15 protein-coding genes are annotated in these 16,599 nt (G+C 40.7%); 10 read left to right on the plus strand and 5 right to left on the minus strand.

Going from position 1 to position 16,599, the window contains the following annotated elements; all coding sequences use genetic code 11:
- The first annotated feature begins 68 nt into the window (after positions 1-68).
- From rpsP to AACQ38_RS19045, 5 genes are all read left to right on the plus strand, one after another.
- The gene (gene rpsP / locus AACQ38_RS19025) at positions 69-317 is read left to right on the plus strand and encodes a 30S ribosomal protein S16 (protein ID WP_011145581.1); all 249 of its coding nucleotides are present in this window, start codon (positions 69-71) and stop codon (positions 315-317) included.
- An 18-nt stretch (positions 318-335) separates the two neighbouring features.
- Positions 336-884, plus strand: coding sequence for a ribosome maturation factor RimM (gene rimM / locus AACQ38_RS19030; RefSeq protein WP_011145582.1), 549 nt, complete (start codon positions 336-338; stop codon positions 882-884).
- Positions 885-923: 39 nt separating this feature from the next.
- Positions 924-1,676 carry a tRNA (guanosine(37)-N1)-methyltransferase TrmD gene (gene trmD, locus AACQ38_RS19035; protein WP_165578822.1) on the plus strand — a complete coding sequence of 251 codons (753 nt, stop codon included), beginning with the start codon at positions 924-926 and terminating at the stop codon, positions 1,674-1,676.
- Between the two features lie 64 nt (positions 1,677-1,740).
- Positions 1,741-2,094: a 50S ribosomal protein L19 gene (gene rplS / locus AACQ38_RS19040; protein WP_011145584.1), complete on the plus strand. Its 354-nt coding sequence runs from the start codon at positions 1,741-1,743 to the stop codon at positions 2,092-2,094.
- A gap of 503 nt (positions 2,095-2,597) precedes the next feature.
- Positions 2,598-3,404: an alpha/beta fold hydrolase gene (locus AACQ38_RS19045; RefSeq protein WP_011145585.1), complete on the plus strand. Its 807-nt coding sequence runs from the start codon at positions 2,598-2,600 to the stop codon at positions 3,402-3,404.
- A gap of 244 nt (positions 3,405-3,648) precedes the next feature.
- Here AACQ38_RS19045 and AACQ38_RS19050 read toward each other — a convergent pair whose 3' ends face one another.
- Positions 3,649-3,780 carry a hypothetical protein gene (locus tag AACQ38_RS19050; RefSeq protein ID WP_278249262.1) on the minus strand — a complete coding sequence of 44 codons (132 nt, stop codon included), beginning with the start codon at positions 3,778-3,780 and terminating at the stop codon, positions 3,649-3,651.
- Positions 3,781-4,057: 277 nt separating this feature from the next.
- On the opposite strand from AACQ38_RS19050, the gene AACQ38_RS19055 reads away from it, so the two are divergent.
- The gene (locus AACQ38_RS19055) at positions 4,058-5,152 is read left to right on the plus strand and encodes a 3-deoxy-7-phosphoheptulonate synthase (protein ID WP_058588542.1); all 1,095 of its coding nucleotides are present in this window, start codon (positions 4,058-4,060) and stop codon (positions 5,150-5,152) included.
- Between the two features lie 5 nt (positions 5,153-5,157).
- Positions 5,158-6,279 (plus strand): bifunctional chorismate mutase/prephenate dehydrogenase, encoded by a 1,122-nt coding sequence (gene tyrA / locus AACQ38_RS19060; RefSeq protein WP_011145587.1) that lies wholly within the window; start codon positions 5,158-5,160, stop codon positions 6,277-6,279.
- 1,646 nt (positions 6,280-7,925) lie between these two features.
- On the opposite strand, the gene AACQ38_RS19065 is transcribed toward tyrA, so the two are convergent.
- From AACQ38_RS19065 to bamD, 4 genes are all read right to left on the minus strand, one after another.
- Positions 7,926-8,372, minus strand: a complete 447-nt coding sequence (locus AACQ38_RS19065; protein WP_113025207.1) for an H-NS histone family protein — start codon at positions 8,370-8,372, stop codon at positions 7,926-7,928.
- 468 nt (positions 8,373-8,840) lie between these two features.
- Complete coding sequence (gene pheA / locus AACQ38_RS19070) at positions 8,841-9,998, minus strand: bifunctional chorismate mutase/prephenate dehydratase (RefSeq protein ID WP_011145589.1); 1,158 nt, start codon at positions 9,996-9,998, stop codon at positions 8,841-8,843.
- A 269-nt stretch (positions 9,999-10,267) separates the two neighbouring features.
- Positions 10,268-10,630 (minus strand): ribosome-associated translation inhibitor RaiA, encoded by a 363-nt coding sequence (gene raiA, locus AACQ38_RS19075; protein WP_011145590.1) that lies wholly within the window; start codon positions 10,628-10,630, stop codon positions 10,268-10,270.
- Positions 10,631-10,917: 287 nt separating this feature from the next.
- Positions 10,918-11,649, minus strand: a complete 732-nt coding sequence (gene bamD, locus AACQ38_RS19080) for an outer membrane protein assembly factor BamD (RefSeq protein ID WP_041380725.1) — start codon at positions 11,647-11,649, stop codon at positions 10,918-10,920.
- A 138-nt stretch (positions 11,650-11,787) separates the two neighbouring features.
- Between bamD and rluD the strand changes: the two genes are divergently transcribed.
- The 3 genes from rluD to clpB all read left to right on the plus strand — a co-directional run bounded on the left by rluD (position 11,788) and on the right by clpB (position 16,204).
- Positions 11,788-12,765, plus strand: a complete 978-nt coding sequence (gene rluD, locus AACQ38_RS19085) for a 23S rRNA pseudouridine(1911/1915/1917) synthase RluD (protein ID WP_011145592.1) — start codon at positions 11,788-11,790, stop codon at positions 12,763-12,765.
- The gene (yfiH, locus tag AACQ38_RS19090) at positions 12,766-13,497 is read left to right on the plus strand and encodes a purine nucleoside phosphorylase YfiH (protein WP_165578823.1); all 732 of its coding nucleotides are present in this window, start codon (positions 12,766-12,768) and stop codon (positions 13,495-13,497) included.
- Positions 13,498-13,630: 133 nt separating this feature from the next.
- The gene (gene clpB / locus AACQ38_RS19095) at positions 13,631-16,204 is read left to right on the plus strand and encodes an ATP-dependent chaperone ClpB (RefSeq protein WP_011145594.1); all 2,574 of its coding nucleotides are present in this window, start codon (positions 13,631-13,633) and stop codon (positions 16,202-16,204) included.
- The last annotated feature ends 395 nt before the right edge of the window (positions 16,205-16,599 follow it).

The following is a 16,599-nucleotide window of genomic DNA, read 5'->3' on the forward strand; positions in this document are numbered from 1 at the left end:
TTTTTATCTGACAACCGGACTTCGTTCCTCGATGAAGTCTGGTTGTTTTGTTAACTAATGAGGATGTTATGGTAACAATTCGTTTAGCTCGTGGCGGCGCCAAAAAGCGTCCGTTTTACCAAGTAGTCGTGACCGATAGCCGCAGCCCGCGTGATGGTCGCTTTATCGAGCGTGTTGGCTTCTTCAACCCTATTGCAACAGGGAAAGCAGAAGCATTACGTTTAGATCTGGACCGTATTGAACATTGGATTGGTCTGGGTGCAACTGTGTCTGATCGTGTTTCTACACTGATCAAAGACGCCAAAAAAGTAGCTTAATCTGTCGCGGTGGTAACTATGAGCAAGCAAACCTGTATTGAACTTCCTGTAAACCCAATTGTATTGGGAAAACTGGGTTCAACGTATGGTATTCGTGGTTGGCTCAGAGTTTTTTCTTCCACCGAACATGCCGAAGACATTTTTGCGTATCAACCGTGGTTTATTCAACGAGCGGGTCGGTGGCAACACATCGAACTGGAAGCTTGGAAACACCACAATCAGGATATGATCATCAAAATTAAAGGTATTGATGATCTGGATGCTGCGAATTCACTGACTAATTGCGAAATTATTGTAGATTCAGAACAACTGCCAGAGCTGGATACGGGTGATTACTACTGGAAAGACTTAATAGGCTGCCAGGTAATCAGCACCGCAGGTTATAACTTGGGGACTGTCAATGACATGATGGAAACCGGTTCTAACGACGTAATGGTAGTTAAAGCAAACCTGAAAGATGCATTCGGTGTCAAGGAACGGCTAATTCCGTTTCTTGATGGGCAGGTTATCAAGAAAGTCGATCTCGCTACTAAAACTATTGAAGTAGATTGGGATCCTGGTTTTTAAACTCCGGTTATAAGCGGTTGAAATGAGTGGGACGCGATAATGTGGATTGGGGTTATTAGCCTGTTTCCTGAAATGTTCCGCGCAATAACCGATTATGGGGTAACTGGCCGGGCAGTGAAAAATGGCCTGTTAAGTATTGAATGCTGGAATCCACGGGATTTTACCTATGACCGGCATCGTACCGTTGACGATCGGCCTTATGGCGGTGGTCCAGGCATGTTGATGATGGTTCAGCCTTTACGGGAAGCCATTCATGCAGCAAAAACTGCGGCAGGCGAAGGTGCAAAAGTGATTTATCTTTCACCTCAGGGGCGCAAACTCAACCAACAAGGGGTTTGTGAGCTGGCAACAAATGAAAAACTGATTTTGATTTGTGGCCGCTATGAAGGGATAGATGAGCGGGTGATCCAAACCGAGATTGACGAAGAGTGGTCTATCGGTGATTACGTGCTCAGCGGTGGTGAAATCCCTGCAATGACGATGATTGACTCAGTTTCTCGGTTCGTTCCGGGCGTTCTGGGGCATCAGGCATCAGCGGAGGAGGACTCTTTTGCTGATGGATTGCTGGATTGTCCGCACTATACTCGCCCGGAGGTATTAGATGGTATGGAAGTTCCACCCGTATTGCTGTCTGGAAATCATGCTGAAATTAATCGCTGGCGGATGAAACAATCGCTTGGCCGGACCTGGCTTAGAAGACCTGAACTTCTGGAAAACCTAGCTCTGACTGACGAGCAAAGGATATTGCTAACAGAGTTCCAACGGGAACATCTAACTGAAGCAACTAATTAATCCAGACATATCCCCGAAGGGAATGTCTCTGATATATCAGTTTACCTAGGGTAAGAGAATTATTATGAGCAACATTATTAAACAACTAGAACAAGAGCAGATGAAGCAAGACGTACCTTCATTCCGTCCGGGTGATTCCGTGGAAGTTAAGGTATGGGTCGTAGAAGGTGCTAAGAAACGTCTGCAGGCATTCGAGGGCGTGGTTATCGCTATCCGTAACCGCGGTCTGCACTCTGCATTCACTGTTCGCAAAGTTTCTAACGGCGAAGGTGTTGAGCGTGTATTCCAGACTCACTCCCCAGTCGTAGACAGCATTAACGTTAAACGTCGTGGTGCTGTTCGTAGAGCTAAATTGTACTATCTGCGTGAGCGTTCTGGTAAAGCTGCTCGTATTAAAGAGCGTCTGAACAGTAAATAATACGCTTTCGTTACATCCGAAAGTTATCATTAAAGAGGTCAGCAATTGTGCTGGCCTCTTTTTTTACGCTCAATTTAAAACTGCGTTTTGTCAATTTAAACTGTATTTTGCGGGCGTGGTCATCAATTTGGTTTTGGCTCTGCTATATTTTTAATGACTGTAGTGAAGAATCAGGTTGAATGCGGGTGGGTTTTGGGAGGGTTTTTTATTACGCTCTTCAGGAACGAAATCAATGTTGCCTTTTATGAAGAAGGATGTTTACTCATCGATAAATTATTCGGCAATACATTATTATCAGATCGTAATAATCTTAAAGACAATTATTTTGAGAGTCTTATACCCTATGGATTTCAAGATGCATCGCGGCGGCAAGGGAACGAATCCCCGGGAGCATAGATAACTATGTGACCGGGGTGAGTGAGTGCAGCCAACAAAGAAGCAACTTGAAAGATGACGGGTATAGAATAATTTCAGACGTGATTAACTGACTATAAGGATTTGCTTTGAAAACTTTTCAAATACATAACAAAAAAATGGCTTACCGAGATGAAGGTGAAGGTTTCCCGTTATTATTGGGACATAGCTATTTGTTTGATTCTACTATGTGGGCACCTCAGATCGAGGCGTTAAGTAAACAATACCGGGTGATTGCTCCTGATCTCTGGGGGCATGGAAACTCGGAAGAGTTACCGGAACAACATAGCACTTTGGCTGATTTAGCTCGGGATTACCTGGCGTTGATGGATCAACTTGGCATTGAAGAATTCGCTATCATTGGCTTATCTGCTGGTGGTATGTGGGGAATTGAGTTGGTCGATATGGCACCGGACAGAGTTAAAGCACTGGTTTTGATGGATACCTTTGTCGGATTAGAACCTGAAGTGACTTATACAAAATACGTTGCCATGTTGGATGCGATAGAGCAGGTTGGTGCAATTCCTCAATCTATTTTGCAACAGCAGATAGTGCCAGCCTTCTTTAGCCAGCAACCGGCTCAGCATTTGGTTGATGAATTAACTCAGCGTCTGGTCGCCATTCCTGCGGAAATATTGCGCAATAGTATTGTTCCGTTAGGTAGAATAATATTTGGGCGTGAAGATAGAACTCATTTGTTGGAAAAATTAGATATTCCGTCACTTGTTATTACTGGTGAACAAGATACGCCTCGCCCGCCTCTGGAGGGTTATTTGATGGCTGAAATATTGCACTGTGATCATATTATTATCCAGGATGCAGGGCATATTTCTACATTGGAGCAACCCTATAAAGTTAATCAGGAATTAATTGCTTTTTTACAGCAAGCTTTGTAACAATTACTTTAATCTGTGTAACAGGTATTTTAATAAAGAGGCCGGATTTTCCGGCCCTAGTGTATTAAATTTAAAAGAGTGATATAAATTTTTTCATCACAATATAATTTTCATAATATTTTATGGGCACTATTCAGTAACTTTATGTGAAATATAAAATAAGATTGTTGATATTATCTATTTTTAATAATGAAAATGAGGTAAATATATTTTTACCTGATGATTTTAAATGGGAAATAAAGGGTTAATAATCATAAAATATTTCTATTTTGTGTTTTGATATTAATTTTATTTTAAGATAACCATTTCTAATATTTTTATACCCGTTATCCTTCAAGTTGCCTCTTTGTTGGCTGCACTCGCTCACCCCGGTCACATCGTTATCTATGCTCCCGGGGATTCACTCCCTTGCCGTCGCGATGCATCTTGAAATCCATAGGGTATATATATGAAATAATTTTAATCTTATTAATTAGTTATAGAATAGATTTATCACTAAATTGACTCTTTTTTTATTTTTTGTAAACAATAATTTACAGTGTTTTGGATTTGTTTACACTTTTGGATTGTATTCTTTACGACGCGTGATATGTTATTGGTCAAATGCATAAAAACAAATGAGTACAGAATGATAATTTGAGGAGAAAATCGACATGTTCATGCAAAGAGATGCACTTAATAACGTTCACATCAGTGGTGAGCAAATTCTTATCACCCCAAAAGAATTAAAGCAACAATACCCACTGAGTGATGATGATCTGCATGTTATTGCAAATGCACGTAAAACAATTGCGGATATTATTCAGCGCCGTGATCCCCGTTTGCTGGTAGTGTGTGGCCCTTGCTCTATTCATGACGTGGATGCGGCGCTGGATTATGCTCACCGTTTGGCCGCTCTTTCTGCTGAATTGAGTGATAGCTTGTACATTGTCATGCGTGTCTATTTTGAAAAGCCTCGAACAACAGTGGGTTGGAAAGGTCTTATTAATGATCCATACATGGATGGTTCATTTGATGTGGAAGCTGGCCTGCATATTGCCCGCCGCTTACTACTTAGTTTAGTGAAAATGGGATTGCCTCTTGCAACAGAAGCTTTAGATCCGAATAGCCCACAATATTTGGGGGATTTATTCAGTTGGTCTGCAATTGGTGCGAGAACCACAGAATCCCAGACACACCGGGAAATGGCTTCAGGTTTATCTATGCCGGTTGGTTTCAAAAATGGGACTGACGGTAGCTTGAACACGGCAATTAATGCGATGTGTGCAGCCGCTATGCCACATCGTTTTGTGGGAATAAACCAGTCGGGGCAGGTGTGTTTATTACAAACGCAAGGAAACCCGAATGGACATATTATCTTGCGTGGTGGTAAGACCCCTAATTACAGTGCTCAACATGTAATGGAATGTGAACAGCAAATGATGCAGGCTGGATTATTGCCATCCTTGATGATTGATTGTAGTCATGGTAACTCTAATAAGGATTTTCGGCGCCAAAGTTTGGTTGTAGATTCTGTTGCGGATCAGATCATTTCAGGTAATCAATCTATTACTGGCATTATGTTGGAGAGCCATATTAATGAAGGTAACCAATCTTCTGAGCAACCGCGTAGTGAAATGAAATATGGTGTATCAGTCACTGACGCGTGTATTAGTTGGCAGACGACAGAAGCAGTTCTAAGAAAATTACATCAGCAAATTAGCATGCAATTGTCGCAAAGAATGGCAGTATTGAAAAAAGCGGGATAATAAATATGGCGGCTGAATTATCTCAATTGCGGGATAAGATTGATGAAGTGGATAAAGCTTTGCTGGGCTTGCTGGCAAAGCGTCTGGAATTGGTTGCAGAGATTGGTGAGGTAAAAAGTCAGAATGGGCTGTCAATTTATGCACCTGACAGAGAAATGGCGATGCTTGCTTCACGTCGGCAGGAGGCCGAAGAGTTTGGTGTTCCACCGGATTTAATTGAGGATATTCTGCGCCGCATTATGCGGGAGTCTTATACCAGTGAGAATAACAAAGGGTTTAAAACGCTTTGCCCTCAATTGGGGCCGATAGTCATTGTTGGTGGCTTGGGCAAAATGGGGAAACTATTTGGCCGTTTGTTAACTTTGTCTGGTTATGAAGTCAGAAATCTGGAACCACAAGATTGGCCTAACGCGGAACAAATTCTGGCGGGAGTGGGGATGGTGATTATCAGTGTACCTATTCATTTGACAGAAGAAGTTATTCGCCGTTTACCGCCATTACCTGACCATTGCATTTTGGTGGACTTAGCGTCCGTTAAACAGCAGCCATTACAGGCTATGCTTGATGTGCATAAAGGTCCAGTGTTGGGATTACATCCTATGTTTGGGCCGGATGTCGGTAGTTTGGTAAAACAAGTTGTTGTTTACTGTGACGGACGTCAAGAGGAAGCTTATCAATGGTTTTTAGAACAGTTGTTAATTTGGGGGGCTTGCTTGCATCAAATGAGCCCTGAACAGCATGATAAAAACATGAGCTTTATTCAGGCGTTGCGCCATTTCACGACATTTGCTTATGGGCAACATCTCGCACAGGAAGGGGCGGATTTACAACAACTGTTATCAATATCTTCACCTATTTACCGTTTGGAATTGATCATGGTCGGGCGCTTATTTGCGCAAGATCCCCAGCTCTACGCGGATATTATTATGTCATCACCAGAGAATATTGATCTTATACGCCGTTATCATCAAAGTTTTGGACAAGCGTTAGAGATATTGGAAAGCCAGGACAAACGGGCTTTTGTCAGCAGTTTTGAAGATGTTAGTGAATGGTTTGGTGATTATGCACCTCGTTTTATGAGGGAAAGCAGGGTATTGCTTCAACAAGCGAATGATAGTCGCCAATAATTAAAAATAACTGGATATGACAATATCCGGTTCTTTTTGTTGACTAATAACCCCGAAAGTAACTGAGTTATTATTTGGTTAAATTATTTATTTGCGGATTTTGTTACATCGATTATTTAACTGGTTTAGGGGGATTTATTCTCCGGTTGAAAACGTTATTAAAGACGGCTTCTTTTTGGAGATATATTTTCTGGTAAACGGATAAACCTATTCATATTTTCATTTGTCTTTTTTCGAGGTATGTAAGCATTGATAAAGTCAGTTTTTATTTCTTATTTATCGCTGATAGTTTTATGATCGGCAGTTTTTAAATTATTATTAAACGTCATGGTGTTAACTTATGGGTTTAATCGGCATACGATTTTAATCGTGTTTTAACCCCCCCTTTTAACAGTTGTTTTTCCCTCTTTTAATGCCTTTTTTATTAAAGTTTAACCATCATGGTATGTTGGTATTTTACGCTCAATGAATATTAATCATATTCGTTTTAAGCATTAACAAAACCGGTTTTTATTTCTTATTTTTTACTGATGGTTTTACGATGGGCAGTTTTTAAATTATTATTAAACGTCATGGTGTTAACTTCTGGGTTTAATCGGCATACGATTTTAATCGTGTTTTAACCCCCCTTTTAACAGTTGTTTTTCCCTCTTTTAATGCCTTTTTTATTAAAGTTTAACCATCATGGTATGTTGGTGTTTTACGCTCAATGAATATTAATCATATTCGTTTTAAGCATTAACAAAATCGATTTTTATTTCTTATTTTTTACTGATGGTTTTACGATGGGCAGTTTTTAAATTATTATTAAACGTCATGGTGTTAACTTCTGGGTTTAATCGGCATACGATTTTAATTGTGTTTTAACCCCCCCCCCTTTTTTAACAGTTGTTTTTCCCTCTTTTAATGCCCTTTTTTACTAAGTTTAACCATCATGGTATGTCGGTGTTTTACGCTCAATGAATATTAATCATATTCGTTTTAAGCATTAAAAAAACCGGTTTTTATTTCTTATTTTTTACTGATGGTTTTACGATGGGCAGTTTTTAAATTATTATTAAACGTCATGGTGTTAACTTCTGGATTTAATCGGTATACGGTTTTAATCGTGTTTTAACCCCCCTTTTTAACAGTTGTTTTTCCCTCTTTTAATGCCTTTTTTATTAAAGTTTAACTATCATGGTATGTTGGTGTTTTACGCTCAATGAATATTAATCATATTCGTTTTAAGCATTAACAAAACCGGTTTTTATTTCTTATTTTTTACTGATAGTTTTATGAACGGCAGTTTTTAAATTATTATTAAACGTCATGGTGTTAACTTCTGGGTTTAATCGGCATACGGTTTTAACCATGTTTTACCCTTTTTTATTGCGTTATTTTTATAACTTGCTTCGTAAAATAATTGGGATATAGCATCGCTGATGAATAAATTAAATATGGCGGGAATAGGATTTATTTAGATGCCCCTTACTTTTTAAAAATTTGGCATTAATGGATACCTGTTTTTTTAACACTTTTTTGATTAATAACCGAGTTAATCACCGATAAAAAGGCGCTTGCGAACGCCCCAAAAAGCGAATGCAAGCAAAAAAGGAAAGTAAATAAGATTAAAACTTGTGAGGTTATTCTCATTCTGAGGTTTTTTATTTTTTAATTAAAAATTCATTTAATGAATGACCTTCATTGAGTAGTTTTTGTAAACCTGATGGTTTTTTTCCGTTTCCTGACCAGTATTTAACTTCTCCATTCTCGTTAAACTGATACTTAGGTTTTCTCGTCTTTCCTTTTCCTGCATTTGATTTTTTAGGTTTAAAATCAGAGAGGGTAATAGGTATGTTAATGGTTTTAAGATTAAGGCCGGTTTCTTCAATCAGCCTTAATATTTCTAAACGTTTTTGTTCTTTTTGTTCCGCTTCTAAACTCATTAATCTGAAGGTTTCTTTGCTGTCTTGAACGACTACCTCTAATGCTTTGTAAACATCTTCTAACCATTCAACATCTTTTGTTTGAGCAAATCTTCTTAACACGGACATTCTTGATAAATGTTTTGATACAATCTCATATTCTTGTTCTATGGTTAATGTTGTCATTTTGTCACCTTGTTAATAAGTTTAAAACTTGTCTTTTCTGATGTTTTCTCTTCCGGTGTCAGTATAACACCGGATTTTTTACTTGCTTTAAAAAAACTTTAATCATTTCTGTTTTACCTTTAATGATTAAAGTTTTTGCCTTCTTTTTCACGATATGCTTGCCGTTTTTTCCCAGGTTTTAAAACCGTGGTGATAGATAAAACGTGGTTTTTATTAACACCGGTTTTATCACATTCAGATAAAACGTATTTATCCTACGTGAATAAGTGGGAGTTTTTTAATTCCTTATTTTCAGATGGCACGAAAAACGATAACTTATATTATTTAGCCTGAGAAAGTCGGGGTTTACGAAATAAATAAAAAGCCTTTAAACCGAAGGTTAAAGGCAGTAAAAGTTTTCTCATTGATAATCAAAATATTAAAAGCCAATAATCTGAACCGGATATTTTAATACCCGGTTCTTTTTAATCAGGAGGGGTTAACCGGTACCACGCTTTCTGTAGGGTAACATCCCAATACCTTTAATGAATGAGTGATTTTCGCCAATGCTTTCAGAACGTGTTGCATATTAATTGAACGAATATTAGCTTGGACATCAATATAAAACATCTCTTCCCACGGATTTCCGTTGATCGGGCGGGATTCCAGTTTACTCATAATAATATTATGTTTTTTCAGCACCATTAGCGCATCTACCAGTGCTCCTGCCTGCTGTCCGGTTGCCATAATAAATGTCGTTTTGGCCGGTACTTGTTCTGCAACTTCGATAGGCTGACGGGCAACAATAATAAAACGAGTAATATTATGTGATTGATTTGCGAGATTCTGTTCCAGAACCTGTAACTGATAAAGTGCACCGCCTGCTTCACTCCCTAAAGCTGCAATTTCTGGTGAATTCTGTTCGGCGACTTTTTGCATCGCTGCGGCAGTGCTTTCGCAATATTTAATTTTCCAATGCGGGAATTGATTAATATATTGGCTACATTGTTGGAATGGTTGAGGGTGACTGTAAACCGTTTTGATCTCCGATAGCGTTGTGTCTGTTGCAACGAGTAGGCAATGGTTAATAGGAATGGTTATTTCTCCCACAATTGACAAATTGGTATGTTGCAATAAGTCATAAACATCATTGATGGAACCCGAGCTGGTATTTTCAATGGGTAACATTCCGTAATCCGCTTGGCCTGTTTCAACCAAGGAGAAGATATCCTGGAACTTATGGCAGCTACATTCAATTAATTGATTGAAATGGCGGGCGGCATATTGGCGGGCTGCGATATGAGAGTAGGAACCTCTAGGACCGAGGAATGCAATACGTGCTGAATCTTGGGGTGTTTGATTTAGGTGTTGCTGCAATAATGCTTGTTGAGTGAGGACGGAATCTTCAATGATCATCTGAAAGAGACGAGAAATATAAAAGCCATCAAGCCCGTAGCTTTTTCCTTTTTTAATCAGAACATCTAGTAGTTCTCGTTCGCGATCCTTGTCTCTGATAGGGCGATTATCCTGTAACTTAGTTTGGGCAATATCAAAAGCTAATTGGCGACGCTCTGCTAATAAAATCAGTAACTTTAAATCAAGTTCGCTGACTTTTTCCCGTATTTTCAGCAAATTATTTTGATCCATAAATGGGTTCCTTACATTCTGATAATAATTAGGTTTGCAATGGACAGAAAAAAGCCTCCCGATGGGGAGGCGCTGTATTCATCATATTCTCATATTCATAGTTTGTGTGACTGCTCTTTGCTCAATCGGGCGAAGCTTCCCATGTTATCGGCAGCCGTCCGCACTGGATAAGGGTTTACGGTGGTTTTTGTTAATTAACCTTATGTTGTTGTTTCTGTCAACAAAAAACGCGTCCAAATTGGACGCGTTAGAGGCAAGTCATTGTTATTTTATTGTGATATTTCTGGTTCTGTTTCTAGTGGTGTTTCTAGATTAAGGTTTGATTCTTTAACACTGTTGTCAGTACGGCGTGCTTCTCCCTTATGCTGTACTTTATTCAATTGGCGCTCCAGTTTTGTTAATAATTCATTGATAGCAATATACATATCTTCATGCTTTGCACCGGCAACTAACATACCATTTGGTGTACTTATGGTTGCATCAGCCCTAAAAATTTGAGGCCCTTTTGATAGAATAATATGAGGATTTATTAGATTTACTCGCCATTTATTTAGTTTGTTTAACCGTTTTTCGACGTGGTTGCGAATTGCCGGGGTAATCTCCATTTGTTTGCTGGTAATATTCACTATCATATAGTTACCTCTCATTATTGATTATCCACCTTCAATAATTTCAGCATACATTTCTTTTTCATGAAAAAGGTGATCTAAATCACTATTTGATCAGGTATGAGACAACTAGTTGAAGTAATTGTGATTAGTGGTAAAAATACGGAGAATATCTATTGCAGGATTGAAGCTAATGAGACACTATTGACAAGTTGAGTCTTTTATTCATCCTAATTGATAAGCGGTCTTTTTGGGATTTGATAAGTAAAAATAAAACAGCGGCACCAACCGCTGTTTTATTGTCTGCTTTTTTATACCGGATTAGCAGCAATGAGTTTTGCTACTTTATCTGCCTGAGCGATTAAACCTAAATGTGTATAAGCGCTTTTCATGTAAGGCAGCGCTTCGAGAGTTGACTGTGTATCAGGGTAATCACGTAACATTTGTTCAATTCGATTTACCACCGCGACATAGGCACCACGTTTGTTATAATATTCCACAACAGAAAGTTCATATTTTGCCAGGCGCTCTTTGATAAACATTAAACGCTTAATAGCATCGGCAGTATACAGGCTGTTAGGATGATAACGTACTAATTGACTAAAATCCTTGAATGCTACCCTGGCGTGTTCAGGATCACGATCTGAGTGGTCAATGCCGAAGAAACTTTGCAATGGACTGTTATCCAATGCTTGTGAAGTTAATCCACGCATATACAGAACATAATCGATGTTGGGGTGAGTTGGATTCAGGCGTATGAAACGGTCAATAGAAGCGAGAGCCATTGGCAGGTCAGAGGATTTATAATAAGCATAAATCAGATCGAGTTGTACTTGCTGCGAATAGGGGCCAAATGGATAGCGATTATCGAGGGTTTCCAATTGCTTGATCGCATCGGGATAGCTACCTTTTTGCAGCTTTTCCTGACCCTTAGAGTAAATTTCCGCAGGTGGGCTGTCGGGGACAGCATTCTTATTACCAGCGCACCCGGAAAGTGCCAGGCTCAATGTGGCTGCCGCCACCAGATATTTTATGCGTATCATCACGTGTTGATTATCCTCTGAGTGTTTTTCTGGGAGACTATCCATGAAGCTCCCGGCAAAAGATCGAGTTACAATAGCACACTATATTAAATTAAACGGCTCTGCCGTCAAAACTCAACGTAAGTGTAGAAACAATATATGGCACAACAAATACGACTTAATACAACAGTCGCCGAATCTCAGCTCGGTCAACGTTTAGATCAGGCTTTGGCTGAATTGTTCCCTGATTATTCAAGATCACGCATAAAAGATTGGATCTTGGATGACAGAGTTCAGGTTAATGGCAAATTAATCAATAAGCCAAAAGAAAAAGTGCTGGGAGGTGAAGAAATTGCCATTGATGCCATCATTGAAGAAGATGCGCGTTGGGAACCTCAGAATATTGCGTTAAATATTGTCTATGAAGATGATGACATTCTAGTCATAAATAAATCGCGTGATTTGGTTGTCCATCCGGGAGCAGGAAACCCAGATGGTACGGTATTGAATGCACTGTTATATCATTATCCTGAAATCGCCGATGTCCCTCGGGCAGGCATTGTTCACCGTCTTGATAAAGATACGACAGGGCTGATGGTTATTGCTAAAACGGTTCCCGCTCAAACGCGTTTAGTCGAATCACTCCAACTACGCGAAATTACCCGTGAATATGAAGCGGTGGCGACAGGTCGTATGACAGCGGGTGGAATGGTTGAAGAGCCAATTTCTCGTCATCCAACAAAACGAACACATATGGCAGTGCATCCAATGGGCAAACCGGCTATTACCCATTATCGGGTAATGGAACATTTTAGGGCACATACTCGTCTGCGGCTGAGACTGGAAACCGGTAGAACGCACCAGATACGTGTTCACATGGCCCATATTAGTCACCCATTGGTGGGCGATCCTTTATATGGTGGTCGTCCTCGTCCTTTGAAAGGGGCTTCTGATGAGTTTCGCGAGGTAATGCGTAACTTTGATCGTCAGGCATTGCACGCCACGATGCTACGTCTTTATCATCCGATAACCGGCATTGAAATGGAATGGCATGCGGAATTACCTGACGATATGGTGATGCTGATTAAGGCATTAAAAGCAGATGCAGAAGCGTTTAAAGACGAAATGGATTGGTAAATGACTTCGCTTATTTTTCCAAACTGGCCACAACCGACGACAATAAAAGCCTGTAGTTCTACCCGCTTAGGGGGAATAAGTTTATCACCTTACGATAGCCTGAATCTGGGTAAGCATGTGGGTGATAAACCGGATGTTGTTGAACAAAACAGGCATATTCTAGCGAAAATGGCGGAACTGCCTCAGCAACCCGTCTGGCTAGAACAAGTTCATTGTACGCGTGTTGTGAGACTCAATGGTCAGCCACTGGAAGATAATAGAGCTGATGCTGTTTATACCCATATTCCTGGGCAGGTTTGTGCTGTGATGACAGCAGATTGCCTGCCTGTACTATTTTGCAGTTTGGCTGGTGATGAGGTTGCGGCTGCCCATGCGGGGTGGCGAGGTTTATGCGCCGGCGTACTGGAAAACACGATTGCTCAATTTAACGCTAAACCTCATCAGATCCAAGCTTGGTTAGGGCCGGCAATTGGTGCGGAAAAATTTGAAGTGGGCAATGAAGTTTTGCACGCGTTCACTATCCAGCATGCTGATTTGAGTCGAGCTTTTATACCTTTTGGCGAAAAGTATTTAGCGGATATCTATTTGTTGGCAAAGTTAAAATTGCAATCTGTTGGTGTGAAAGCGATTTTTGGCGGGGATGAATGTACTGTCAGTAATAAAGAGAAATTTTTCTCTTATCGTCGTGATGGGATCACCGGACGTATGGCAACTTTAATCTGGCTGATATAACCTATCCCGTAGGGCGATCCGTTGGCGCATGAGAGAATATCTCACAATTTGCTTTTCAGAATAACCTTGAATATTTGAGGAATGGCCTCATTTAATCTCCAGTAGCAAAATTCTGAATAGTATTGGAGGTGTTATGCGTCTGGATCGTCTTACTAATAAATTCCAGCTTGCTCTCGCTGACGCCCAGTCCTTTGCACTTGGGCATGATAATCAGTTCATCGAACCAATTCACTTAATGAGTTCACTGTTAAAACAAGAGGGTGGCTCTATTCGCCCATTATTAACGTCAATTGGAATCGATGCGGGCCGTTTCAGCAATCAGCTTGAGCTGGCTTTAGAACGCTTGCCGCGGGTACAGGGTATTGGTGGTGATGTACAACCATCCAATGACTTAGTTCGTCATTTAAATCTGTGTGACAAACTGGCACAAAAAGCCGGGGATAATTTTATCTCCTCTGAGTTATTTGTTCTGGCAGCATTGGAAGAACGTGGCACATTAAGTGACATATTGAAAGCTGTTGGCGCAACAAAAGAAAAAATCACTAAGGCAATAGAACAAATGCGTGGTGGTGAAAAAGTTGATGATCAGGGAGCGGAAGATCAACGCCAAGCCCTGAAAAAATACACTATTGATCTCACTGAACGTGCTGAACAAGGCAAACTTGATCCGGTGATTGGCCGTGATGAAGAAATTCGCCGCACCATTCAGGTATTACAACGCCGTACCAAAAATAACCCGGTTTTAATTGGTGAACCCGGGGTTGGTAAAACTGCCATTGTGGAAGGGCTTGCTCAACGAATCATTAATGGTGAAGTTCCTGAGGGGCTGAAAAATAAGCGAGTCCTTTCCTTGGATATGGGCGCGCTGTTAGCAGGGGCTAAATATCGTGGTGAATTCGAAGAGCGTTTGAAAGGTGTGTTGAATGACCTTGCTAAACAGGAAGGCAATGTCATTCTGTTTATTGACGAATTGCATACTATGGTTGGTGCCGGTAAGGCTGATGGGGCAATGGATGCTGGTAACATGTTAAAACCCGCCTTGGCCCGTGGTGAACTTCACTGTGTTGGTGCAACAACACTGGATGAATATCGTCAATATATTGAAAAAGATGCAGCGCTGGAACGCCGTTTCCAAAAAGTCTATGTTGCAGAACCTTCCGTAGAGGACACTATCGCTATTTTGCGCGGTCTGAAAGAGCGTTATGAGTTACATCATCATGTACAAATTACCGACCCTGCAATTGTCGCGGCAGCAACATTATCTCATCGTTATATCTCGGACCGTATGTTGCCGGATAAAGCTATCGACTTGATCGATGAAGCGGGTGCCAGTTTACGTATGCAAATGGATTCAAAACCGGAAGCGCTGGACCGTTTGGAACGCCGGGTTATCCAATTGAAGTTGGAACAGCAGGCGCTGAAAAAAGAGTCTGATGATGCCAGTAAAAAACGGCTTGAAATGCTTAATGAAGAGCTGCTCGTAAAAGAACGCGAATACTCTGAACTAGAAGAAGAGTGGAAAGCTGAAAAAGCAGCACTTACGGGTACTCAGCACATAAAAGCGGAATTGGAAAATGCCCGTATCAGTTTAGAACAGGCACGCCGCAGTGGTGATTTAGCGAAGATGTCTGAAATTCAGTATGGAAAAATACCTGGATTGGAAAAACAACTTGCCGCAGCCACACAAGCTGAAAGTAAGCATATGAAACTGCTTCGTAACAAAGTTACCGATGCGGAAATTGCAGACATTCTTGCTCGTTGGACGGGTATTCCTGTTGCCAGAATGCTTGAGAGTGAAAAAGATAAACTGTTGCGCATGGAGCAAGAGCTGCATAAACGTGTCATTGGTCAGGATGAGGCAGTCAATGCAATATCTAATGCGATTCGCCGTAGCCGTGCTGGATTGGCTGATCCAAACCGGCCGATTGGCTCATTCCTGTTCCTTGGTCCAACCGGTGTTGGTAAAACTGAGTTGTGTAAGGCGTTAGCGAATTTCCTGTTTGACAGCGATGATGCGATGGTGCGTATCGATATGTCTGAATTTATGGAAAAACATGCCGTATCACGGTTGGTAGGAGCACCGCCGGGATATGTTGGTTATGAAGAAGGTGGTTATCTAACAGAAGCGGTTCGTCGTCGACCTTATTCCGTTATTCTGCTTGATGAAGTGGAAAAAGCGCACTCGGATGTATTCAATATCTTATTACAGGTGCTGGATGATGGTCGATTGACTGATGGGCAAGGTCGTACTGTCGATTTCCGTAACACGGTTGTCATCATGACTTCTAATCTCGGGTCGGACATGATCCAAGAGCGTTTTGGTAGTCTAAATTATGATGAAATGAAAGATATAGTGATGGGAATTGTTAGCCATAATTTCAGACCTGAATTTATTAACCGTATTGATGAAGCTGTTGTATTCCATCCATTAGGGCGTCGGCATTTGTCAGCGATTGCAGATATCCAATTGCAACGTTTATACAAGCGACTGGAAGAACGTGGTTATCAGGTTACGATTACTCAGCAAGCGTTGGAAATATTGGCAGAAGCCGGGTTCGATCCTGTTTACGGAGCACGGCCATTGAAGCGAGCTATCCAGCAGGAAATCGAAAACCCACTAGCTCAAAAGATACTTTCCGGCCAACTATTGCCAGGAAAACCAGTTACTCTGGATGTGGAAAATAGCCATATCGTAGCAAAGCAATAACGTTATATTTAACGAGAGATAAGGGGCAGGAAACTGCCTCTTTTTTATCATATTGCGCATTAAATCGCAATCTAGCCTTGTTTTTGCTTAATTGATGTTCGAATGGATTCTTTTTGTAATTAAATGCTTGCCAGCGTCAAAGAACGCCCTATAATGCGCCACCACTGACCGACACAACGCTGATAAACATTGTGAGGTCGGGCAGAGAAAGCGATAATAAGTGCTTGACTCTGCGGGTGAAAAGCGTAGTATACGCAGCCCGGCTGAACGAGAATGTTATTTTTTATGTCAGCCTGCTCTTTAACAATTAATCAGACAATCTGTGTGGGCACTCACAAGACCGTATCACAAAAAAATACGTTTTAAAGTCTTGAAGAGTGAACAACAGTTAATTC

Origin of the sequence: Photorhabdus sp. RW14-46, assembly GCF_963887965.1 — a bacterium.
Lineage (GTDB): Bacteria > Pseudomonadota > Gammaproteobacteria > Enterobacterales > Enterobacteriaceae > Photorhabdus > Photorhabdus laumondii.